A 22297-nucleotide genomic window follows, 5' to 3' on the forward strand; every position below is an offset into this window, starting at 1 on the left:
TTCAGCCGCGCAGGGTTCCGCCCTGCTTGGCCGCCGCCGCGACGATCTTCTCGGCAATCGCCTTCAAGGCCGCCTCGTCATAGCTCTTGTCGGAGGGCTGGAGCGTGACTTCCACCGCCAGGCTCTTGTGCCCTTCGGGCACACCTGCGCCGCGGAAATCGTCGAACACGCGCGCCGCCACGATATTGGCCTTGTCCGCGCCCTTCACGCTGCGCAGCAGGTCGCCCGCCGCCACGCCCAGCGGCAGCAGGAACGCGAAATCGCGCGTCACCGCCTGCAAGGCCGGCGGCGCGAAGTGCGTGCGGGCAAAGCCGCTGGCGCCCTTCTTCGCGGGGATGCGATCGAGGAACAGTTCCACCACCGCGACCGGACCATCGAGGTCGAACGCCTTGGCAGTGGCCGGATGGAGCATGCCGAAGCGCGCCAGCACCTGCTTCGGCCCGAGCCGCAGCGTGGCCGACTGGCCCGGGTGGAACTGCGGTCCCGCCTCGCCCATGACCTGCAGGTTCTCGACCGGCGCGCCGGCTTCCGCCAGCAGCGCCAGCGCCTCGGCCTTGGCATCGAACGCGTCGAAAGCTTGCGCCTTGCCGCTGTTCCAGCCGCGCGCCACCTTCTCGCCCGCCAGCACCACGGCCAGGCTCAGCTTCTCGTCGCTGGCACCGCCCTCGCCGCGCAGATAGCGCCGGCCGACCTCGAACAGGCGCACCGACGATGCGCCGCGATCGAGATTGCGCCCAACCGCGCTGAGCAGGCCCGGCAGCAGCGAAGGCCGCATCGCCTTGAGGTCTTCGGAAATAGGATTGGCGAGGGTCCAGACCGGCTGCCCATCGGCGAAGTGTGCGGCCTGGGCTTCGGGCAGGAACGACCACGTCACCGCCTCGTTCAGCCCGCGCGATGCCGCCGCGCGGCGCACGCGCCGCTCCAGCGCCTGCACCGGCGTGGCGGTGGGCTTGGCCACCCCTTCGGCGCGCGGCAGCGGCGTGGAAGGCACCGCGTCCAGCCCGTGGACGCGGATCACTTCTTCCACCACGTCGGGCGCGCCATCGACATCGGGGCGCCACGTGGGCACCGAAACCGCCCAGTGCTCGCCCGTTTCGACCACGCCGAAGCCGAGTGCGCCCAGAATGCGCTTCTGTTCGTCCAGCGGCACGTCAACGCCGCCCAGCCGTCCGGCCAGCGCCGGATCGTAGGCCACGGTCTTCTGCCCCGCAGGCGGAGTGCCCGCGCGCACGACTTCGCTCGCCTCGCCGCCGCAAACCTCAAGGATCAGGCGGGTCAGGATATCCATGCCGGCCTCGAGGAACGCAGGGTCCACGCCGCGCTCGAACCGGCCGCGCGCGTCGCTGGCCAGCGCCAGCGTCTGCCCGGTGCGCGCGATGCGCTGCGGGTTGAAATAGGCAATTTCGAGCAGGACGTCGGTCGTCTCGTCCGCGCAGCCCGAATGCTCGCCGCCCATGATCCCGGCGATGTCGTGCACGCCGACATCGTCGGCGATCACGGTCATTTCGTGGTCGAGCAGGTAGTGCTTGCCGTTGAGCGCGGTCACGCCCTCGCCATCGGCGGCGCGGCGCGCCACGACCGCGCCGTTCAGCTTGGCGAGATCATAGGCGTGGGCCGGACGGCCATAGCCGAGCATGACGTAGTTGGTCAGGTCGACCAACGCCGAGATCGGTCGCTGGCCCGCGCTCTTGAGCCGGTCCTGCAGCCACTGCGGCGACGGGCCGTTCTTCACGCCGCGGATCACGCGGCCATAGAAGGCCGGGCAGCCATCGGCATCGTCGGTGCGGATTTCCACCGGGCAGGGGAAGCTGCCCGTCGTGCCGCCGGTCGCCAGCGGCTTCAGCGTGCCAAGGCCCGCGGCCGCCAGATCGCGCGCGATGCCGTAAACGCCCATGCAATCGGGGCGGTTGGGCGTGATGGCCACGTCGAACACCGGGTCCGAACCGACGTAGTCGGCGTAGGACATCCCCAACTGCGCGTCTTCGGGCAGCTCGATGATGCCCTCGTGATCCTCGCCCAGCCCCAGTTCGCGGGTGGAGCACATCATGCCGTTGGATTCGATGCCGCGCACCGCCGCGACTTTCAGCACCATGCCGTTCGCGGGCACGACCGCGCCCGGCAGGCCCAGCACGCCCACCAGTCCGGCGCGGGCGTTGGGCGCGCCGCAGACCACCTGCAAGGGCTTTCCATCGCCAAGATCGACAGAGAGCACCTGCAACTTGTCAGCCTGCGGGTGCTTTTCGGCGGTCAGGACACGCGCGACCCGAAAGGCACCTAACGACACCGAAGCGTCCTCGACGCCTTCGATTTCGAGCCCGAGCGAGGTCAACCGTGCTGCGATCGTCGCCGCGTCGGCATCGGTGTCGAGATAGTCCTGGAGCCAGGAAAGCGAAAACTTCATGGCCGCACTCCCACGCCGCCGGAGAGGGTCGGCACGTCGAGCGCCCCGAAACCGTAGTGGCCCAGCCAGCGCGCATCGCCGTCGAAGAAGGCGCGCAGGTCGTCCATGCCGTATTTGAGCATCGCGAGGCGATCGACGCCGGTGCCGAAGGCGAAGCCCTGCCATTCGTCGGGGTCCAGCCCGCCGTATTCGATCACCTTGCGGTTGACCATGCCGCTGCCCAGCACTTCCATCCAGCCGCCGTTGGCGACATCGCCGCCGCCGCCGACCACGCGCTTGCCGTTCACCAGCGTATAGCCGACGTCCACTTCGACCGAAGGCTCGGTGAAGGGGAAGTAGCTGGGACGCAGGCGCAGCACGATGTCGTCACGCTCGAAGAAGGCCTTGAGGAAGGTTTCCAGCGTCCACTTGAGGTGGCCGAGGTGAATGCCCTTGTCGATGACGAGGCCTTCGATCTGGTGGAACATCGGCGTGTGCGTGGCATCGCTGTCCGAGCGATAGACGCGGCCCGGCGCGATGATCCGCAGCGGTGCGCCCTCGGCCAGCATCGTGCGGATCTGCACGGGCGACGTGTGCGTGCGCAGCAGCATCGAGCGGCCGTGCGCGTCCTTGTCGGGGAAGTAGAAGGTATCGTGCATCGCGCGCGCCGGATGCGTTTCCGGCATGTTGAGCGCGGTGAAATTGTGCCAGTCGTCCTCGATCTCCGGCCCGCTCGCCACGGCAAAGCCAAGGTCGGCGAAGATTTCGGCCAGTTCTTCCATGACCTGGCTGACCGGGTGGATCGAACCCTTCGGCGCTTCGGGCGCGGGAAGCGACAGGTCCACGGTTTCGGACGCGAGCCGGGCTTCCAGCGCAGCGCCTTCAAGCGCGGCCTTGCGTTCGCCCAGCGCGGCGGTCACCGCCTCGCGCGCGGCGTGGATCTTCGGCCCTTCGCTCTGGCGCTGGTCCGGAGTCATGCCGCCGAGCGTCTTGAGCAGGGCGGAAACCCACCCCTGCTTGCCGAGCGCGGACACGCGGATTGCCTCGACCGCATCGGCCGTATCCGCTGCGGCAATCGCCGCGAGGGTCTGTTCAAGCTGTTCCATCGCGTCGCGCGCTAGCGCCAAACGCGCGCGAATCCAAGCGGGCCGACGCAGCCCCTGTGCCTTACCTTGCGGCGGGGTGCTTCGTCGCCGGCGGATGCAGCGCCTGCACCGCAGCACCGGCCGCCTCCTGCCGCGCGCGCATCACCGCCGAAAGCACCGGATGCCGCAGGGCGGCGTAGTGGCTGGGGCTCATGCCCATGAAGCGGTGGAAGTCGCGCACGAACTGCGCCTGATCGTGATAGTGCCCGTCGATCGCGCCGATCCACTTCAGCGACGGGTCGAGCATGTACTGCGAAAGGCTGCGCATGAAGCGCTGGCGGCGCAGCAGCAGGCTTGGCGGGAAACCGAAATGCCGGCGGCAAAGCCTTTCCAGCGTGTGCGGCGGCAACCCCGTCGCCACGGCCAGATCGGCGACACTGGCGATTTCGGGATCGATGAGGGCCGTGTGGCAGGCCGAGATCCGGGCCTCGTCAGGCACTTCCGCGGAAGGACAATCGGTGAAGTAATCGGCGATCCGCGCCAGTTCGGCCGATTTGTCCGGGCATTCGCCGAAGACGTTTTCGATCAGCGGGCGGAAAGGCGCAAAGATGCGCTCCTCCAGCGGGTCCATCAGCCGGTCGGCATAGACGTGGGCCGGCGCATCGACGAATCGCGCCCAGCCGAGGGGAAGGAAGCCGATCCCCCAAATGCGGGTGGTGCCGATGGAAAAGCGCACCGATGTGCTGGTCGGCCCGGTGAATGTAGCAGGCGCACCGCACAGCGGATCATGGCCGCCGATATCCGAATCCGGTAAACTTCCCTGAAATATCCGAAGATTGGCCCATTCCGGATGGAGGTAGTCCAGCACGGCACCGCCCGACGGCACCGTGATTTCGGTGATGTAGAACGTGGTGAAATAAGGGCGCAGCGCCGCAGGCGGCTGATGAAATCGTACCCGGACGGATACTTCCCCGGTCAATGTGCGCCCCTTTTGCCCTCTGGGAAATGGCCATACTCTGACCAGACCCTATGGGATAGTCCTTAGGCAAGTCTTTGATGGCAGGCAAAATCGGCGCGCACGAAAAAGGGCGCCGACCGCGATGGCCAGCGCCCCTTGTTCCAGTGCCCTGCCCGGCATCAAGCCGGGAGTGCCCCCATCGGCATTACGCCGGGAGAGCGGCCTTCGCCTGCTGGATGATGGCAGTGAACACACCGCCTTCATTCATCGCGAGGTCGGCCATGGCCTTGCGGTCCAGTTCGATCCCGGCAAGCTTGGTGCCGTGGATGAACTGCGAATAGGTCAGGCCTTCAGCGCGGACCGCAGCGTTGATGCGCTGGATCCACAGAGCGCGGAAGGTCCGCTTCTTCACCTTGCGGTCGCGGTAGGCGTACTGGCCGGCCTTTTCGACGGCCTGACGGGCAACGCGGATGGTGTTCTTGCGACGGCCACGATAGCCCTTCGCCTGTTCCAGAATCCGCTTGTGCTTTGCGCGGGTGGTAACACCCCTCTTGATACGGCTCATAAGTCAGCGCTCCTCAGTTCAGCCCGTAGGGCGCCCACTTCTTGATCACCTTCGCATCGGCGTCGGAAATCACGTCCATGCCGCGGTTCTGGCGGATGTACTTGGCGTTGTGGCTGATCAGGCGGTGACGCTTGCCGGCGACGCCGTGCTTCACCTTGCCGGTAGCCGTGAGCTTGAAGCGCTTCTTGACGCCGCTCTTGGTCTTGAGCTTGGGCATTTTCGTCTCCTTTGTATCGGCACGTCCGACACGCCGTGGCAGCCCTACTGGCCAGGCGAGTCATCCAATCCGTACCGGTTGAAGGGGGCGCCCCTAATGGAAGCGACCCCGAAAGGCAAGGCGGAGTCTTTGCCTGGCTCCATCAGGACCAGGGCCAAGCTCCGCTGGCGGTGCCTTACAGGCCGATGTCGCGCCGGTCGAACGGAGTCGACTGGTACGTCTGGTTGATCCAGTTGCCGAACAGCAGGTGGCCGTGCCCGCGCCAGGTGTTGACCGGGGCCGCGTGCGGATCGTCGCCGGGGAAATAGTGCCTGGGCAGATAGCCGCCTTCGTCCCGCGCATATTCGCCGGCCAGCGTGAGCGTGTCGTATTCGAGGTGGTTGAACATATGCAGCGCATTGTGCGCCGGATCGTCGATCAGGCACAGCCCGGTCTCGTCGCTATCGGCCAGCACCGACAGCCCTCGCCCTTCCGGCAGATCCTCGCGCCGCACTTCGGACCAGCGCGAGACAGGCACGTCGAACACATCGGGCAGGCCGCGCATCCACGGATTGGACGGCGCGCGATTGGTGTGCGTGAACACGCCCGCTGCCTTGGTGTCGAGGGTGTGCTTTTCCACGCCGTGGAAGTGGTGCAGCGCAGCCATCGCCCCCCAGCACACCGACAGCGTGCGATGGACGTGGGTCTGCGACCAGTCAAAGATCCGCCGCAGTTCGTCCCAGTAGGTGACTTCCTCGAACGGGCGCGTTTCCACGGGCGCGCCGGTGACGATCAGCCCGTCGAACTTCTCGGCCCGCACTTCACACCACGGCCGGTAGAATTCGGCGAGATGCCCCGCCGAGGTGTTCTTGCTGACGTGGTCGGAAATCCGCACCAGTTCGAGTTCGACCTGGATCGGCGTGGCCCCGAGCACGCGCGCGATCTGGGTTTCGGTGGTGATCTTGTCGGGCATCAGGTTGAGCAGCGCGATGCGCAACGGACGGATGTCCTGCCGCGCGGCCTCGGTCTCGCCCATCACGATCACGCCTTCGGCTTCGAGCGTGCGGCGGGCGGGGAGGGTATCGGCAATCCTGATCGGCACGGCGTTTCGCTTTCCTGTCGCATGGCAGGGACAGACGCCGGTTCCGCCGGACAGAAGGAAATGAGGCTCGCTTCCGCTTTGTTGCCGGACCGGCCACATCCCTCCAGCCGGAGGTGCCACCTTGCCCGGAAATGATCGGCAGGTTGGCGTCGGGGCGTCTTCCCCAACTCTTGATGCTGCGGGCTATCTAACGCCGGGCGGTCACGATTGCAACAACCGCCCCCCGGTTGCGTACAATCCCGTAAGGCCGGTTTCCGGAAACGGTGAGAGTGGAGGGGTTAAGTCGCATCGTCCTGCAGACCGGAGCAAACGATGGCCGACCTTCCGATTTCCCGCAAGCTGCTGCTTGCACTCAGTGCCCTGATCCTAGCCCTGCTGGGGGTTGGCGCGGTGGGCTTCATCGGGCTGGGAAGCCTGTCCGACGTGGCGCAGGATCTGGCGGTTTCGCGGCGTGAAAAGCTGGAGGCTGCCGCGCTTGTCAATTCGGCCGTGTCCGATCTGCGGGTTGCCGAGGCGACCCACATCCTTTCCACCACGCCCGAGGAACTGCACAGCGCGACGCGCGACGTGGAACAGGCGCGGCAGACCATCGACCGCAACGTCGAATGGCTCAAGCCCCGTCTCAATCTGCCGACGACGAAGGCTGCGCTGGCCGCCTTCATCCCGCTGCGCGATGCCTATTACCGCAAGGCGGATCCGATGCTGGCGCTCTCCGCTCAGAATCGCAACGAGGAGGCCTTCGCCGCCTTCCGCGCCAACGATGGCGCGTTCGACCAGATCGACAAGGCAGCGACCCTGATCCAGAGCGCGCAGTCCGAAGTGATGAAGGAAAAGGCGGTCGAAGCCGCCGGCATCGCCAGCAACGCGCGGATCATCCTGGTCGTCGTCACCGTGGCCGCACTGGCGCTCGCCGCAGCCATGCTGGTGCTGCTGACCCGCCTGATCGCCAATCCGCTGGTCGAAGTGACGCGGACGATCGCCTCGCTCGCCGAAGGACGCACCGACGTGGTCGCGCGCAACACCGAGCGCCGCGATGAAGTGGGCGACCTTTCGCGTGCCACCGGGGCGCTGCGCGACCTGCTCGTGGCCGCCGAACGCTCGAAGGAAGAACAGGCTGCGCTGATCGTGCGCAGTGTCGGCACCGCGCTCTCCAGCCTTTCGGAAGGAGACCTGACCCATCGCATCGACGCCGACCTGCCGGGCGTGTTCGCCGCGCTCAAGACCAATTACAACCGCGCCGCCCAGAGCCTGGCGGAAACGCTGACCACGCTCGGGCAGGTATCGACCAGCCTCGATTCGGGCGCCGGCCAAATTCGCCAGGCATCGGAAGACCTTTCCTCGCGCACCGAACAGCAGGCCGCCAGCCTTGAGGAATCGGCTGCCGCGCTGGCGCAGGTCACCCAGACCGTCGCCCAGTCGGTCGATGCCGCGCAGGACGCCAACCGCGCGGTGACCGGCGCTACCGCCGAAGCCACGGCTTCGGAAGACGTGGTGCGCCGCGCGATCGGCGCGATGGATGCGATCGAGCAGACCTCGCGCGAGATCGAGCAGATCATCTCGCTGATCGACGGGATCGCATTCCAGACCAATCTCCTGGCGCTCAACGCCGGAGTCGAGGCGGCGCGTGCGGGCGAGGCAGGCAAGGGCTTCGCGGTGGTGGCGACCGAAGTGCGCGCGCTGGCGCAGCGCTCGGCAGAGGCCGCCAACGACATCAAGGGCCGCATCAGCCAGGCCTCGCGAGAGGTCGCCACGGGCGTGGGCCTTGTTTCGGAGACGGGCAACGCGCTTGGCCGCATCGCCGACCAGGTTAAGCAGGTGAGCGGGCTGATGGCCAAGATTGCCGAAGCGTCCGAAGCGCAGTCTGCCAGCCTGGTGCAGGTGAACGGCGCGATCGCCGAAATGGGCAAGATGACCCAGCAGAACGCCGCGATGAGCGAGGAATCGACCGCTGCGGCCAAGAGCCTCGCCACGCAGGCCGCCGATCTGATGGACCAGGTGCGTCAGTTCCGCCTGCCCGATCAGGCTCCGCCGGTCCGCAACGTGTCGTTTGCCCCGGCACCTACGCCCGTCAAGGTCGCGGTGAAGGCAGACAGGGCCGACAACGAACCGGTGTGGACGCCCGCACCAAAGCGGGTCGCCAATGCCTCGTTCGGCGGCGACGACTGGTCGGAATTCTGAGAACGGCCTTATCGGCCGGAATGCGGAAGGGCGGCAGGCGGGAGGATCAGTCCTCCAGCTTCGCCGCCTTTTCTTCTGCAAGGCGCTCGCGGGTCGCCTTCATCGATTCTTCACGCCGGCCCATTTCTTCCCAGGCGGACTGGGAGCGCAGGAAAATCTCGCGCTGGTTGGGCAAGGTGGTGTTTGCGGCCATGTCGGCGCAGATCTGCGCCTGTCGCATATAGTGGCTTCCGGACACGGACATCGGCCTCTCTCCTTCAGCTCTGGGTATTTTCGGCCCGAGGGGCCAGCCGGACGGACCGGCACGCCGGGAGGCCGAAGCCCCCCGGCGCTCAGCACCAGCGGATCAGGCCGACTGGAGGTTGACCGCAGCCATCTTGCCGCGCTTGTCAGCCTCGACCTCGTACTGGACGCGCTGGTCCTTGGTCAGGGTGGCCATGCCCGAACGTTCGACCGCACTGATGTGGACGAAGTTGTCGGGCGCGCCGTCGTCCGGCGCGATGAAGCCATAACCCTTGTCGATATTGAAGAACTTGACGGTGCCTACGGGCATGGAATGTTTCCTTTCACGAAAACAGGGACCCACCGGCAACAGCGCCGGCGGAGCTTGTAGCGTGAGAAAGGAAGGAGTGACCCTGCGGCCGCAAATTCCGTCGCAGCGACGATAGCATCGGATGAGATGGGCGCACCGGGCCAAAATTGCAAGGCGCGCGTCCCGGAAAAGGTCAGGACGCCGGTTTGGCCACTTCGCCACCCTTCATCACGAAGGCCACTTTTTCAAGCGTGCGGACATCGGTGAGCGGGTCGCCATCCACCGCGATCAGGTCGCCGTAGCGGCCCTTCTCGATCGCGCCGACGTCGCCGGTCCGATCAAGGAACCGGGCGGCAGTGACGGTCGCGGCGCGGATCGCCTCGATCGGCGTCATGCCCCATTCGATCATCTTGGCGAACTGCAAGGCGTTGTTCCCATTGGGATAAACCCCGCCATCGGTGCCGAACAGCAGCGTCACCCCGGCGGCGTGCGCGGCACGGAACGTCTCGCGCTGCTTGCGCCCGATCATCCGCTCCTTTTCGAGGCTTTCGGCGAACACGCCGTTCTTCTCGCCCTCAGCCAGGATGTAATCGTCATTGTAGATGTCCATGTCGAGCGCGGCGCCCTTTTCCTTGGCGAGCCGGAAGCTTTCGGCATCGGCCAGGCTGGCGTGCTCGATGGTATCGACGCCCGCACGCAGCGCCGCGTTGATACCGGCAGTGCCATGTGCGTGCGCGGCCACCCGCATCCCCAGCATGTGCGCCTCATCGACCACGGCCTTCAGTTCGGCATCGTTCATCTGCTGCGCGCCGACCGAATCGGTCTTGGAAAACACGCCGCCGGTGGCGCAGATCTTGATGACCTCGGCCCCGTACTTGCGCATCTTGCGCACCAGCGAGCGGAAGCCGTCCGGCGAATCCGCGACGCCCGGCACCGGCGTTTCCATCGAGGGCGGAAATTCGGTCACGTCGCAGTGCCCGCCCGTTGCGCCGAGCGCATAGGCGGCAGGCACGATGCGCGGGCCGGTGATGTAGCGCTGTTCGATCCCCTGCTTCAGCGCGACGTCGGCATAGTCGCCCGACCCCACGTTGCGCACGGTGGTGAAGCCGGCCTCCAGCGTCTTGCGCGCGCTGTTCACGCCCACCACGGTCCAGAAGGCGTCGGTATATTCCAGCCCGCGATAGCCCGAGAACCTCGGGTCGCCCGTCAGGTGCACGTGCATGTCGATCAGGCCCGGCAGCAGGGTGCGCGGACCAAGGTCGATCACATCGGCGCCTGCCGGCACCGCATCGCCCTTGCGCCCCACCGCAGCGATGCGGCCATCGGTGACGACCACTTGCGCATCATCGACGCGCTTGCCCGCCACCACGTCGATCATGTGCGCCGCACGGACCACCACGGTCTTCGCCGCAGCCATGCCCGGCATCGCCGCAGCCGAAAGAAGTGCCGCGACCGTGGTCGCCGCCGTAACCTTGCGCATCTGTGCTCCCCTGTCTGTCAGTTGGACGTCTGTCACGTTCACGCAACTGGTTGCACGCGCAACGGGATCAGGCAAGCGGGGGGATCACGCCAGCGATCCGAATGCCCGCCATCTGCGCAGTGCCAGAAAGGTGGAAAAATCCCCGCCCGGAACAGGCTTCAGGCCCGGATGGATCGGCCGGCGGTAGCGATAGAGTTGCACCGGCATCCGCCGCCGCCCTGCCGTGGCCTGCGCCGTTTCGCGGATGTAGTCCGACCGGCCGGGCCGGCGTGCGTCGGCGCTCTCGTAAGCGTCGAGCAGGCGCAAGGCCGCCGCGTCGAACGCCGATCCTGCCTCGTATATCCATCCATGCACGCGCCCCCGGCCTGCCGTGAGCACCGGATACCACCCGGCACCATGCGGCACGGCGTGGAGCCGCCCGGCCACCGATGCGCGCCCGATGCAGCGCAGCAGGGGCAGGACCCGGCGGGTGACCGGGTTATCGTGTTCGTGGGTGAGCGTGCCGTAGAAGAACAACCGCAGGCTCGGCATCGCGGTGCGTCCTCAGTGGCCGCAGGCGAGCGCCTCGACCACGTCCTCCAGCCGCGCCGGATCGCCCAGCGCAAGGACGTGCCCGTCCGACCCGGCATGGAGCGGTTCGCCGTTCCAGTCGGCCATCGTGCCGCCCGCGCCTTCGACCACCGGCACCAGGGCCGCCCAGTCGTGCAGCTTGAGATTGGCTTCGCAGACCACGTCGATCTGGCCCGTCGCCAGCATGGCATAGTTGTAGCAATCGCCGCCCATCACCATGCGCTTGTGATCGGTCTTTGCCGCCAGTGCCATGAAATGCTGGCCCTGGTGATCGTCGAAGTAATGCGGCCCCGTCGTCGCCAGCGTGGCATCACCCAGAACGCGGCATGGGCGAGTGCGCACCTCGCGGCCATTAAGCGTGGTCGGGCGGCCCAGCGCGCCGATCCAGCGTTCGCCGATGATCGGCTGGTCGATGATGCCGAGCACCGGAAATCCCTCCACCACCAGCGCGATCAGCGTGCCGAACAGGGGGCGCCCGGCCAGAAATCCGGCTGTTCCGTCGATCGGATCGAGCACCCAGCTGCGGTTGGACGATCCGGCCGTCGCGCCCAGTTCCTCGCCGATCACGGTATCGCGCGGCTTTTCCGCGGTGAGAATGCGGCGCATCGCCTCTTCCGCGGCGCGATCGGCCAGCGTGACCGGGGTCGCATCGCCCTTGCGCTCTGCAACGGCGCTGCGGAAATAAGGGCGGATGGCGTCGCCCGCCGCATCGGCGAGGCGCAGGGCGAGGGCGATATCGTCGTCGAGCTTCATGATGGCTGCGGCATGGCCCAGCGGGCGCGCCACGGTCAAGGATTCGCCCATCTTGGAGAAAAATACCGCGTTCTCGGGGCTTGGAGCGCGGTTCGTTTCGTGATTAACCCGAATTGCGTCCGCAACGTGACGCGCATCACAGTCCGGAGCTGCGGGGGCACGCTAGCGATCCGGACATGCGATGGGGAAGAATGGGGAGCATCATGCCAAACCGAGCGAGGCCGGCATTCGACCGGTCCCTTGCCTCCAGCGGCGGCGCGACGCGCGATGGTCAGCCCATTTCGTACAACCGCGCGCCGGCACCGGATCTCGCGCCGTGGATCGCGCGGCTCTACGTCACCGACGTTGATGCGCCTGCCGACTACCGGCTGGAGTGCGGGCTGTTCTGCGACACCGCGTTCCTGCGCGTGCAACTGCGCGGCGACTGGGCGGCCCAGACCGCCGATGGCGAACGCCAGATGGGGCGGGCGGCGCTGTTCTTCGGCCCCAACGCGCGCCGCATGGGAATCGCGGTTTCGGGCAGCTTCACCAGCGTGGGCATGGCGCTGCGTCCCGGCACCTGCCACGTCCTGGGCCTGAGCCGCCTTCCCGACCATGTCGACCGGCTGGTGGACGTGGATACGCTGGGCCAGTCCACGGCCGAATGGCTCGCCCTGTTCAAGCCGGGCGCCAGCCCCGAGGAGTGGTGCCTCGCGATGGAGCGGCACATGCGCGACCTGATCGCGAAACGCCGCGCGCTGGAACCCGATCCGGTATCGACGCGGTTCGAGGCAGCCGCCTTTACCGATCCCACCACCAGCATCGCCGCGCTGGCGCGTGACTGGGCCATCGACCAGCGCCGGCTGGAACGAATCGTGCGACGCGACTTCGGCATGGCGCCCAAGCAGGTCCTCCGCCGTGCGCGCGCGCTCGACATGGCGAGCCACTTGCGCGGCGTTGCCGACCAGGACGAGGCAGAGGCGCTCGCGCTGCGCTATTACGACCAGAGCCACCTGATCCGCGAATTTACCGAACTTTTCGGGATGAGCCCGCGCCAATTCGTGGAAACGCCGCAGCCCCTGATCACGCTGGCGCTGGAAACGCGGCAGGCACGGCGGCTGGAAACCATCGACCGCATCGCGCCCGGCGGCATCCGGCCCTGGCAATAAGCGAAGTGCCGCCTGTCGCGGGTTGGCACCAGACCAACGTCCACGCGTTGTTCATTTGTAATTCGTACCTACTTGAGGCACGGTAAACCATTGCCCCATGGCCGGACGATGGCCCGGACCCTGTGGGGCCTGCTTTCGGGACGACTGCGTGTGATTGTTGAGATTGTCATCCTGGCGATGATCGCCGCTTTCCTGGGCTTGCGGCTCTATTCGGTTCTGGGCCGCCGTCCGGAACAGAACGATGAGCCACTGCGCCGCCGCGTGGAGCAGCCTGACGCTTCGCCCGCGCCCCGCGCGCTCGCGCCGCGCCTGCCCGAAAAGCCTGGCGTGGCCGGTCGCCCGGTTCCCGCTCTGCCCGAGGCAAGCGGCTTTGAATCCCCTGCGGAAGCCGGGATTCGCGCCATTGTGGCGGCCGACCGACGCTTTGACGTGGGCCAGTTCCTGACCGGTGCGCGCAGCGCCTACGGCATGGTGCTGGAAGCCTTCTGGCGCGGCGAGAAGGACGAACTCTCGCAGCTGTGCGACCGCGATGTCTACGAAGGCTTCGCTTCGGCCATCGACGCGCGCCTGGCCGCCGGCGAGACGCTCGACGCCCGCCTGATCCGCATCGAGGACGCCAAGATCGTTTCGGCGGAATACGCCGCGCCGGTCGCCCGCGTCACCGTGCGCTTCGTGGCCGACGTGGCCTCGGTCACCCGCGACTCGGCCGGCACCGTCATCGCCGGCTCGCTCGACGATGCCATCGAGAGCCGCGACCTGTGGACGTTCTCGCGCGATCTCACCTCGCGCGATCCGGACTGGCTGCTCGACGAAACCGACGAAGCCTGACGTTTCACGCCGGGAGCAAGCTTTCGATGCGACGCCGCGCCGCAGGGCTGCTCATGAGTCTGGCGCTGCTCGCAGGCTGCGGGCGGATCATCCCCGAAACCGGCGGGCCGGTGGTGGGCACGCGCCCGCCGCCGCAACCCGCCACCGCCGCGCTCATCGGGGTGAAGCCCGGCCCCACCCCCGCCGGCCTTGGCTTTCGCGACGATAACGCGCGCACCGCACTCGCCTCTTTCGTGGCCAGCTGCCCCCGCCTGACGCGCCGCAACGATGGCAGCGGCCTGACCCGTCCCACCGATTGGGTTTCGACCTGCACCGCCGCCGCCACCTGGCCCGCCAGCGATGCCGCGCGCTTCTTCGCCAACTGGTTCGAAACCGCCGAAGTCGGCACCGGAAGCTCCTTCGTCACCGGATACTACGAACCCGAGATCGCGGGCGTCCGAGTCCGTCAGCCGGGGTTCGACGTACCGGTCTATGCCCCTCCCCCGGACCTTGTCCGTGCCCGGCCGGGCGATGCCGCGCCCCTGCCCGACGGCCGCCAGCCGCTGGGCCGCTATGACGGGAACGGCCGCTTCGTGCCCTATTGGGACCGCGCCGCGATCGAGGACGGCGCGCTGGCGGGCAAGGGACTGGAAATCGCCTGGGCGGCGGACCCTGCCGAACTGTTCTTCCTCCAGGTGCAGGGATCTGGCCGGCTGCGCGCGCCCGACGGCAGCGTGATCCGCCTGGGCTATGCCGCCGTCAACGGCTGGGACTACACCGGGCTAGGCACAGTGATGCGCGCACAGGGCTTGATCGGCAGCGGCCCCGGCCAGTATCCCGGCTCCATGCAGGGCATCATGCGCTACCTGCACGAACATCCAGACGAAGGCCGCGCGCTGATGCGGCAGAACCGCAGCTACGTGTTCTTCCGCGAGAACACCGGCGAAGGCCCCGTCGGCGCGCTGGGCGTACCGGTGCGCGGCCGCACCACGGTGGCCGCCGATCCCGCCTTCGTGCCGCTGGGCGCACCGGTGTGGCTCCAGACCGACCGGCCCGAGGCAAGCGGGCTGTGGGTGGCGCAGGACACCGGCGGGGCGATCAAGGGCGCCAACCGTTTCGACAGCTTCTGGGGCGCGGGCGAGGATGCCCGGCGCATCGCGGGCGGCATGAGCGCGCGCGGCCGGGCGCTGATCCTGCTGCCCAGAGGCACGCTGCAAAGGCTGGGCGCACGATGAGGACACCCCGGGGGCTGAGCCCCGAGGAAGCCGAGCTGTGGCGCAAGGTCGCCGATACGGTCACGCCGCTCCATCCCCGCCCCCGCGCCGCATCTGTGGTCGTGGCCGCCGCCCCTGTGGCTGCCTCGCCTGCCGCCCTCGCCGCGAAAAAGCCCAAGGGCCGCGTTCCGCCTGCCCTGCCGGTTGCCGCGCCGCCGGCAGTGCCCACGCGCCCGCTTACCGCGCATGGCCTCGATGCCAGCTGGGACCGCAAGCTGGCGCGCGGCGCGCTCATGCCCGATCTGACCATCGATCTGCACGGCATGAACCTCGACATGGCGCACGCGCGACTTGTCGGCGGCATCGGCCAGGCGCTGGCGATGGGCGCGCGGGTCATCCTGCTGATTGCGGGCAAGCACCGGCCGCACGGCCATCACGACGAGCGTGGCGAACGGCGCGGCGCGATCCGCGCCAAGCTGCTCGACTGGCTAGCGCACAGCCCGCACGCTGGGGCCATCGCCGCAGTTCGCCCGGCGCAACCGCGCCATGGCGGCTCGGGCGCGGTCTATATCGTGCTGCGCAAGGGGCGCTAGGTCCCCCGGCCGTTCACGGCTTCAGCGCGGCTTCCGCGATCCGGCGATAGATGCGCGCCAGCACGTGGAGATCCTCCATCGCCACCGCCTCGTCCGTCTTGTGCATCGTGGCGTTGCACAGGCCGAACTCGATCACCGGGCACACCGCGCGCAGGAAGCGCGCGTCGGAAGTGCCGCCGGTGGTGGACAGTTCGGGCGTGAGGCCGGTTTCGGCCATGACGGCAGCAACGACCAGATCCGAAAACGCGCCCGGCAGGGTGACGAAGCTCTCGCCCGAAATCACCGCCCGCGCCTCGCCGCCATGACGCTGCGCGATGGCAGTCACGCGGTCGGCCAGCGCCTGCCCGGTGTGCAGGTCGTTGAAGCGGATCGAGATGCGCGCACGTGCTTCGGCCGGGATGACGTTGGTGGCGGGGTTGCCCACCGCGATGTCGGTGACTTCGAGGTTCGAGGCCTGAAACCAGTCGCTCCCCTCGTCGAGCACCAATGCATCAAGCTCGGCAAGCATGGCGACAAGGCGCGGGATCGGATTGTCGGCAAGGTGCGGATAGGCGACGTGGCCCTGCGCGCCCTTCACCGAAAGCCAGATGTTGACCGAGCCGCGCCGGCCGATCTTGGCCATGTCGCCCAACCGGTGAACCGAGGTGGGTTCACCGACAAGACACAGGTCGGGAAGCTCGCCCACTGCGCGCATATGCTCGATCAGGGGCACGGTGCCGTATTTGGCCGGGCCTTCCTCGTCACCGGTGATGATCAGGCTGAGCGTGCCCGCGCTGGCAGGAATTTCGGCGGCCGCGGCCACGAACGAGGCGATGGAGCCCTTCATGTCGACCGCGCCGCGGCCGTAGAGCAGGTCGCCGCGCCGTTCGGCCTCGAACGGCCCGCTCGACCAACCCTCTCCCGGTGGCACCACGTCGAGATGGCCCGCGAAGGCGAAATGGCGCGTGCCTTCCGGCCCCTTGCGCACCGCGAACAGGTTCTCCACCGGCCCTTCGGGCGGCTCGCCCGCCACGAAGCGGTGGACCGCGAAGCCCAGCGGTTCGAGCATCGCCTGAAGGCAATCGAACACCGCGCCCGTCGCCGGGGTCACGCTGGGGCAATCGATCAGGCGTTCGGCCAGCGAAACGGGGTCAAGGCTGCTGGTCATGCGGCTTGCGGTCCCTCGAACTGCTCGATCGTCCATTCCTCGTCCTCGGCGGCGGCGACCCACGTTTCCACCCAGTCATGCTCCCACACCGCCTGCATGTAGGCGACGGCAAAGCCCGGCACGGGCACGCCATAGGTGATGAAGCGCGAGACGACGGGCGCGTAGATGATGTCGGCCGCGCTGAACGTGCCGAACAGGAACGGTCCGCCCTTGCCGAAGCGCGCGCGCGCCTCTGCCCAGAGCGTCAGAATGCGGACGATATCGGCGCGCACTTCGGGGGTGACGGCGACGCCTTCCACCCGCTTGCGGATGTTCATCGGCATCTGCCGGCGCAGCGCGAAATATTCGGAATGCATTTCCGCGACCATCGAGCGGGCCATGCCCCGCGCCGCATCGTCCTTGGGCCAGAACCGGTCGCGCCCCACCTTGTCGGCCAGGTATTCGATGATCGCGAGGCTGTCCCACACCACCGCTTCGCCGTCCCACAGGATCGGCACCTTGCCGGATGAAGGGGCGAGATCGTCGTCCTCCTTCTTCCGTTCGTCCCAGTCCTCGCCATAGAGCGGGACCATGATCTCGTCGAACGAAAGGCCGGACTGCTTGCACGCCAGCCAGGCGCGCAGCGACCAGCTGGAATAGTTCTTGTTGCCGATGACGAGCTTCATCGCCTGCCCCTCTTGCCGCTGGCCTGTCACCGATGCCGACTAGACATTCAGCAAACGCCTGTCGAGGCTGAACGAAGAACCCGGCGAGCCGATCCCGCTTACTGTTCGGCGTCCTGCAGCACGGCGGCGCGCAGTTCCTCGATACCCATGCGCTTTTCGGACGAGGTCACCAGCACTTCGGGATAGGCGGCAGTACGCTTGCGCGCGGCAGCCTGCGTCTCGGCGATGACCTGCTCCAGTTCGCTGGCCTTGATCTTGTCCGCCTTGGTCAGCACCACGCGGTAGCCGACGCCGGCCTCGTCGAGCATCTGCATCATCTCGACATCGACCGGCTTGATGCCGTGCCGACTGTCGATCAGCAGCAGCGTGCGCTTGAGCACGACGCGCCCGCGCAGGAAATCGCGCACCAGCCTGCGCCATTGCTCGACCACCTTGGGCGGTGCCTTGGCAAAGCCGTAGCCGGGCATGTCGACCAGCCGCATGCGCGTCGGCTCGCCCACTTCGAAGTAGTTGAGTTCCTGCGTGCGGCCCGGCGTGACCGACGTGCGCGCCAGCGACTTGCGGCCGGTCAGCGCGTTGAGCAGCGACGACTTGCCGACGTTCGAACGGCCGGCGAAGGCCACTTCCGGCACCGTAGGATCGGGCAGGAACTTGAGCGAGGGCGCCGATTTCAGGAACTCGACGCGGCCGGCAAAGAGCAACCGGGCACGTTCGATCAGATCGGCGTGCGCGGCTTCCTCTTCGGGCGTCATGGCCAGGGGCTCGCTCAACGTGCCTTCGGCCCGCGCGGCGCCGCCTTCTTGTCGCGCGCCGCCGGGCGGTCGCTGTCGGGCTGGTCCTTCGCCGCCTGCGCCTTCAGCTGCGGGTGCCGGCTGTAGAGATACTTCTGCTGCCCGATGGTGAGCAGGTTCGACGTGATCCAGTAGATCAGCAGGCCGGCCGCGAACGGCGCCATCACGAACATCATCATCCACGGCATGATTCCCATGACCTGCTGCTGCGCCGGGTCCATCGCCGCGGGCTGGAGCTTGAACTGCAGCCACATGGTGATGCCAAGCAGGATCGCGAGCAGGCCGATGCCGAGGAAGCTCGGCGGCGTGAACGGCAGCAGGCCGAACAGGTTGAGCACGTGCAGCGGATCAGGCGCGGAAAGATCGCGAATCCACAGTGCAAAGGGCTGGTGACGCATCTCGATGGTCAGCACCAGCACCTTGTAGAGCGCGAAGAACACCGGGATCTGCAGGAAGATGGGCAGGCAGCCGGCGAGCGGATTGACGCCCTCCTGCTTGTACAGCGCCATGATTTCCTGCTGCTGCTTCTGCTTGTCGTCCTTGTAGCGTTCCTGCAGCGCCTTCATCTTCGGCTGGATGGCGCGCATCGCGGCCATCGAGGCGAACTGGCGCTGGGCCACAGGGAACATCATGCCGCGCACGATCAGCGTGAGCAGGATGATCGCGACGCCGAAGTTCTTCACCGCGCGGAACAGCGAATCGAGCAGCCAGAAGATCGGCTTCTCGAACCAGCGGAACCAGCCCCAGTCGATCGACAACGAAAGGTTGGTCACACCCTGCGCTTCGTAGCCTTCGAGAACCTTGTTCTCCTTGGCGCCGGCGAACAGGCGGATGGACTGGGTCTGCTGCTGGCCCGGTGCGACGGTGACCGGCGGATAGATCACGTCGGCGCGGAACAGGCCGTTGCCCAGGCTGCGGAAATCGCCGTCGACCTTGGCATTGGCATCAGGCACCAGCGCCGACAGCCAGTAGATGTCGGTGAAGCCGATCCAGTTGGGCTTGCCCGCCGGAGCCACCTGGCCGGCGGCGAGCACGTCCTTGTAGTTGTTGGCGAACGTCACCGAACCGTCGAACGCGCCGATCGGGCCGGAGTGGACCTGCCAGGTATCGAGGCTGGCGGTCTTGTCCGTGCGGTTGATCAGCGCGAAGGGGCGCACCACTGCCGGCGCGGCGCCGGCGTTGGTGACGGTCTGCGCCGCGGTGATCATGTAGTTGGCGTCGATCGCATAGCGGATCGCGAAAGTCTGGCCGGTGGTGTTGGACCAGGTCAGCGTCACCGGAGTGGCCGGGGTCAGCTTGCTGCCCTGGACCTGCCACACGGTGCGCGCGTCGGGCGCCTGTACGCCCTGCCCCACCCAGCCGATCTGCGCGAAGTGCTGCGCCGGGGTGCCGGCGGGCGAGAACAGGCGGACGGGGGCGCTGTCCTTGTCGATCGATTCGCGGTGGCGAGCGAGCGTCAGGTCATCGACCACGCCGCCCACGAGGTTGATCGAGCCCTTCAGGCCCGGCCCCTCGACCGCGACGCGGTTGCCGGCGGCCAGCGCCTGGACCAGATCCTGCTTTTCGAGCGCGACATCGGCCGGGCTCTGCAACCCGCCTTCGCGGGTCGGCTTGGCCGGGGCGGCATTGCCGTTGGAGGCGGGAGAGGCGGTCGCCTCTGCCTTGGGCTTTTGGGCCGGTTGCGGATAGAAATACCGCAGTCCCATGTCCCAGCCGATCAGCAGCAGGCCCATGAGCACCACCGTCAAGATCAGTTTGCGCTGGTTTTCCACTATGCCTCGCGTAGTCAGGTCGTTGAGCAGGAAGATCGGGGAGTTTCCCGGATCAGGGCACCGGATCGTAGCCGTGGCCGCCCCAAGGATGGCAGCGCAATAGCCGCTTCATGGCAAGCCAGCCACCCTTAATCGCACCATGCTTTTCCAGCGCTTCGATCGCGTATTGCGAGCACGAAGGACTGTAGCGGCACGATGGCGGGAGGACGCGCGAAGGGCCGAGTTGCCAGCCGCGCGCGACGAGAATCAGCAGGCGTTTCACTTGCGCGGGCCCTTGGCCGGGCCTTTGCCGCGGCCGCCGCGCGAACGGGGCGGATCGCCCTTGCCCGCCAGCGCGCGGGAGAGCGCCTGCACCAGTTCCTGCCGCAGCAGGCCGAAGTCGCGCTCGATCCCGTTTTCACGGCCGATCAGAACATGGTCGGCGCCCGCCATGCCCTGATCGGGCAGCAGTTCGCGCAACAATGCGCGGAAGCGGCGCTTCATGCGGTTGCGGACGACCGCGTTGCCGATCTTCTTGGTGACGGTCACGCCGAACCGGCGCGAACCATCGGGGCGGGCAAGCGGGTTCACCAACAGCACGAATCCGGGCCTTGCGACCCGGATTCCGCGGTTGGCGGCCAGAAAGTCCGCCCTCTTGCTGATCGTGGCGAGGCGCGGTTCCCGGCCCGGTGCCGGCGCGTCTGCCACGGGTACGGCTGACGCCGAAGCGATCAGGCCGACAGCTTCTTGCGGCCGCGGGCACGACGGGCGCGCAGCACGTTGCGACCACCGACGGTGGACGTACGGGTACGGAAACCGTGACGACGGGCACGCACGAGGTTGCTGGGCTGGAAAGTGCGCTTCATGGCTCTGCTCTTTTCGCTCGAATCGAATGGTTGATCACCGCCGCAAGCGACGGGATGCGGAATCAGGGGGCGGCCGATACGGGACAGCGGGGCGAAGGTCAAGCATTGCAAGGCCGCGCCGCCCTTCCGCCGGCCGCAATCGGGGGCGCTGGCCGGTTGCTGGCTCGGTGAACTTACGTTAGGCCCCGCGCATGGTCCCAGATCCAAACGCCGCTCCCCGGCCGCCCGTGCGGTGGTGGCAGCGCGCGCCCCGCGTTCCTTCGCTTATCCTCTTCGCAGTCGTCGCGATGGCCCTGCTCGGCACGTTCACGATGATCTTCGCCACGGTGGAGGCGGAACGCGTACAGCGCACGCAGGCGACGCGCACGTCGGCCGTGCTGGCCGCGCTCAACGGGCTGGTTTCCGCGACGATCAACGGCGAGACCGCGCAGCGCGGCTATTTCATCACCAATGACCGCCGCTACCTCGAGCCGTATTTCCGCGGCCGCGAGGACTACGAGCGCCAGGCGCAGGCGCTGCGCGAGCGCATCGGCGACGAGGCCACGGAGAAGCAGACCGCGCTGCTGGATGAAATCGACCGGCTGGGCGACGCGAAGTGGGCCGAAATGGCCGGGACCGTGCGGCTGGTCGAGCAGGGGCGCATCGTCGATGCGAATACCCGCATCCTCAGCGACGAAGGCCAGCTGGCCATGAATGACCTGCGCGCCACGGTGGCCAAGCTGGAGATGATCGAGCGCGTCCATCTGGACGAGGCGACACAGCGCGCGGCGGCGGCCGAGGCGCGGGTGGTGCCGTCGCTGGCGCTGCTGTTCGTGGTGATCGTGATCGCGCTCGTGCTGGGCCTGTGGCAGGCGATCCGCACGGCGCGGGCCGAAGCGGCTGCTTCCAACGCCGATGCCATCGCCGAGGCGCGCGACCGGGCGGACATTCTGGCCAAGGAGCTGAACCACCGGGTCAAGAACCTGTTCGCGGTGATCCTGGCTATCGTGAAGATGTCGGCGCGGGGCGATGCCCCGGCCGCACCCGCGGTGGACCGCATCGCCAAGCGCATCCACGCGCTGGTCACCGCGCACGACGTGACGCAGGGCGCACCGGGCGAAAGCCATGTCGATATCGCCAACCTGATCGGCAAGGCGATCGCGCCCTACCGTTCCTCCAGCGAGCGCTGCGAACTGACCGGCGGCTCGCTGGTGATTTCCGGAAGGCACGCGGCGCCGCTGGGGCTGGTGCTCCATGAACTGGTGACCAATGCGGTGAAGTACGGGGCATGGGCCAGCCCCGGCGGCCTGCTGCGGGTGGACTGGCGCGAGAACGAGGGCCGTGTGCGCGTCGTCTGGGAAGAGCACAGCGATGCGCCCGCGGTCATTCCGCAGGGCGGCAAGCCCGGCCGCGAAGGTTTCGGCACGATGCTGATCCGCAGTTCCGAACGCCAGCTGGGCGGCAAGATCACGCGGCGCTTTGAAAGCCACGGGATCGTGGTGGAGATGGACTTCCCGCGCGAGGGATGAAGAAGGAG

At 67.5% G+C, this 22297-nt stretch carries 24 protein-coding genes and 1 riboswitch; of the genes, 6 read left to right on the top strand and 18 right to left on the bottom strand.

The window, feature by feature from the left end:
• Position 1: 1 nt before the first annotated feature.
• From pheT to OLX02_RS09550, 6 genes are all read right to left on the bottom strand, one after another.
• Entirely contained in the window at positions 2-2401 is a 2400-nt protein-coding gene (pheT, locus tag OLX02_RS09525) for a phenylalanine--tRNA ligase subunit beta (protein WP_264422284.1), read from the bottom strand.
• On the bottom strand, positions 2398-3486 hold the full coding sequence (pheS, locus tag OLX02_RS09530; RefSeq protein ID WP_264422286.1) for a phenylalanine--tRNA ligase subunit alpha: 1089 nt from the start codon (positions 3484-3486) through the stop codon (positions 2398-2400). The genes pheT and pheS overlap by 4 nt, the downstream gene beginning before the upstream one ends.
• A gap of 61 nt (positions 3487-3547) precedes the next feature.
• On the bottom strand, positions 3548-4444 hold the full coding sequence (locus OLX02_RS09535) for a helix-turn-helix domain-containing protein (RefSeq protein WP_264422288.1): 897 nt from the start codon (positions 4442-4444) through the stop codon (positions 3548-3550).
• Between the two features lie 184 nt (positions 4445-4628).
• The gene (rplT, locus tag OLX02_RS09540) at positions 4629-4988 is read right to left on the bottom strand and encodes a 50S ribosomal protein L20 (protein WP_264422289.1); all 360 of its coding nucleotides are present in this window, start codon (positions 4986-4988) and stop codon (positions 4629-4631) included.
• A 13-nt stretch (positions 4989-5001) separates the two neighbouring features.
• On the bottom strand, positions 5002-5205 hold the full coding sequence (gene rpmI / locus OLX02_RS09545) for a 50S ribosomal protein L35 (RefSeq protein WP_264422291.1): 204 nt from the start codon (positions 5203-5205) through the stop codon (positions 5002-5004).
• A 175-nt stretch (positions 5206-5380) separates the two neighbouring features.
• Entirely contained in the window at positions 5381-6286 is a 906-nt protein-coding gene (locus OLX02_RS09550; protein WP_264422293.1) for a homoserine O-succinyltransferase, read from the bottom strand.
• A gap of 67 nt (positions 6287-6353) precedes the next feature.
• Positions 6354-6468, bottom strand: a riboswitch (SAM-I-IV-variant riboswitch).
• A 130-nt stretch (positions 6469-6598) separates the two neighbouring features.
• On the opposite strand from OLX02_RS09550, the gene OLX02_RS09555 reads away from it, so the two are divergent.
• The gene (locus OLX02_RS09555) at positions 6599-8464 is read left to right on the top strand and encodes a methyl-accepting chemotaxis protein (RefSeq protein ID WP_264422294.1); all 1866 of its coding nucleotides are present in this window, start codon (positions 6599-6601) and stop codon (positions 8462-8464) included.
• A gap of 46 nt (positions 8465-8510) precedes the next feature.
• Here the strand turns inward: OLX02_RS09555 and OLX02_RS09560 are convergent, their stop codons facing one another.
• The 5 genes from OLX02_RS09560 to OLX02_RS09580 all read right to left on the bottom strand — a co-directional run bounded on the left by OLX02_RS09560 (position 8511) and on the right by OLX02_RS09580 (position 11799).
• Positions 8511-8708, bottom strand: a complete 198-nt coding sequence (locus tag OLX02_RS09560; RefSeq protein WP_264422296.1) for a hypothetical protein — start codon at positions 8706-8708, stop codon at positions 8511-8513.
• A 102-nt stretch (positions 8709-8810) separates the two neighbouring features.
• Positions 8811-9017, bottom strand: coding sequence for a cold-shock protein (locus tag OLX02_RS09565; RefSeq protein ID WP_264422297.1), 207 nt, complete (start codon positions 9015-9017; stop codon positions 8811-8813).
• 172 nt (positions 9018-9189) lie between these two features.
• Entirely contained in the window at positions 9190-10476 is a 1287-nt protein-coding gene (locus tag OLX02_RS09570; protein ID WP_413630144.1) for an amidohydrolase family protein, read from the bottom strand.
• 84 nt (positions 10477-10560) lie between these two features.
• Positions 10561-11007: a gamma-glutamylcyclotransferase gene (locus OLX02_RS09575; protein ID WP_264422299.1), complete on the bottom strand. Its 447-nt coding sequence runs from the start codon at positions 11005-11007 to the stop codon at positions 10561-10563.
• Positions 11008-11019: 12 nt separating this feature from the next.
• The gene (locus tag OLX02_RS09580; protein ID WP_264422751.1) at positions 11020-11799 is read right to left on the bottom strand and encodes an inositol monophosphatase family protein; all 780 of its coding nucleotides are present in this window, start codon (positions 11797-11799) and stop codon (positions 11020-11022) included.
• A 203-nt stretch (positions 11800-12002) separates the two neighbouring features.
• Here OLX02_RS09580 and OLX02_RS09585 point away from each other — a divergent pair, with 203 nt between their 5' ends.
• The 4 genes from OLX02_RS09585 (at position 12003) to OLX02_RS09600 (ending at position 15561) form a co-directional block, all read left to right on the top strand.
• Positions 12003-12947, top strand: coding sequence for an AraC family transcriptional regulator (locus tag OLX02_RS09585; RefSeq protein ID WP_264422301.1), 945 nt, complete (start codon positions 12003-12005; stop codon positions 12945-12947).
• Positions 12948-13097: 150 nt separating this feature from the next.
• A complete protein-coding gene (locus OLX02_RS09590) occupies positions 13098-13775 on the top strand; it encodes a Tim44/TimA family putative adaptor protein (protein ID WP_264422302.1) in 678 nt (225 codons plus the stop codon).
• 26 nt (positions 13776-13801) lie between these two features.
• Positions 13802-14989, top strand: coding sequence for a murein transglycosylase A (locus OLX02_RS09595; RefSeq protein WP_264422304.1), 1188 nt, complete (start codon positions 13802-13804; stop codon positions 14987-14989).
• The gene (locus OLX02_RS09600; RefSeq protein ID WP_264422306.1) at positions 14986-15561 is read left to right on the top strand and encodes a Smr/MutS family protein; all 576 of its coding nucleotides are present in this window, start codon (positions 14986-14988) and stop codon (positions 15559-15561) included. The genes OLX02_RS09595 and OLX02_RS09600 overlap by 4 nt, the downstream gene beginning before the upstream one ends.
• A 13-nt stretch (positions 15562-15574) precedes the next feature.
• Here OLX02_RS09600 and dapE read toward each other — a convergent pair whose 3' ends face one another.
• The 7 genes from dapE to rpmH form a co-directional block, all read right to left on the bottom strand.
• Positions 15575-16708 (bottom strand): succinyl-diaminopimelate desuccinylase, encoded by a 1134-nt coding sequence (gene dapE, locus OLX02_RS09605; RefSeq protein ID WP_264422307.1) that lies wholly within the window; start codon positions 16706-16708, stop codon positions 15575-15577.
• Positions 16705-17373: a glutathione S-transferase family protein gene (locus OLX02_RS09610; protein WP_264422309.1), complete on the bottom strand. Its 669-nt coding sequence runs from the start codon at positions 17371-17373 to the stop codon at positions 16705-16707. Before OLX02_RS09610 ends, dapE begins: the two co-directional genes overlap by 4 nt.
• 98 nt (positions 17374-17471) lie before the next feature.
• Positions 17472-18125, bottom strand: a complete 654-nt coding sequence (gene yihA, locus OLX02_RS09615) for a ribosome biogenesis GTP-binding protein YihA/YsxC (RefSeq protein WP_264422753.1) — start codon at positions 18123-18125, stop codon at positions 17472-17474.
• 14 nt (positions 18126-18139) lie between these two features.
• The gene (gene yidC, locus OLX02_RS09620; protein ID WP_264422311.1) at positions 18140-19936 is read right to left on the bottom strand and encodes a membrane protein insertase YidC; all 1797 of its coding nucleotides are present in this window, start codon (positions 19934-19936) and stop codon (positions 18140-18142) included.
• Between the two features lie 52 nt (positions 19937-19988).
• Positions 19989-20198: a membrane protein insertion efficiency factor YidD gene (yidD, locus tag OLX02_RS09625; RefSeq protein ID WP_264422313.1), complete on the bottom strand. Its 210-nt coding sequence runs from the start codon at positions 20196-20198 to the stop codon at positions 19989-19991.
• Positions 20195-20578: a ribonuclease P protein component gene (gene rnpA / locus OLX02_RS09630; RefSeq protein ID WP_413630184.1), complete on the bottom strand. Its 384-nt coding sequence runs from the start codon at positions 20576-20578 to the stop codon at positions 20195-20197. Before rnpA ends, yidD begins: the two co-directional genes overlap by 4 nt.
• 68 nt (positions 20579-20646) lie before the next feature.
• The gene (gene rpmH / locus OLX02_RS09635; protein WP_264422316.1) at positions 20647-20781 is read right to left on the bottom strand and encodes a 50S ribosomal protein L34; all 135 of its coding nucleotides are present in this window, start codon (positions 20779-20781) and stop codon (positions 20647-20649) included.
• A 191-nt stretch (positions 20782-20972) separates the two neighbouring features.
• On the opposite strand from rpmH, the gene OLX02_RS09640 reads away from it, so the two are divergent.
• Positions 20973-22289: a sensor histidine kinase gene (locus tag OLX02_RS09640; RefSeq protein WP_264422318.1), complete on the top strand. Its 1317-nt coding sequence runs from the start codon at positions 20973-20975 to the stop codon at positions 22287-22289.
• Positions 22290-22297: the final 8 nt, after the last annotated feature.

This window comes from Novosphingobium sp. KCTC 2891, from assembly GCF_025938155.1.
Classification (GTDB): Bacteria; Pseudomonadota; Alphaproteobacteria; order Sphingomonadales; family Sphingomonadaceae; genus Novosphingobium.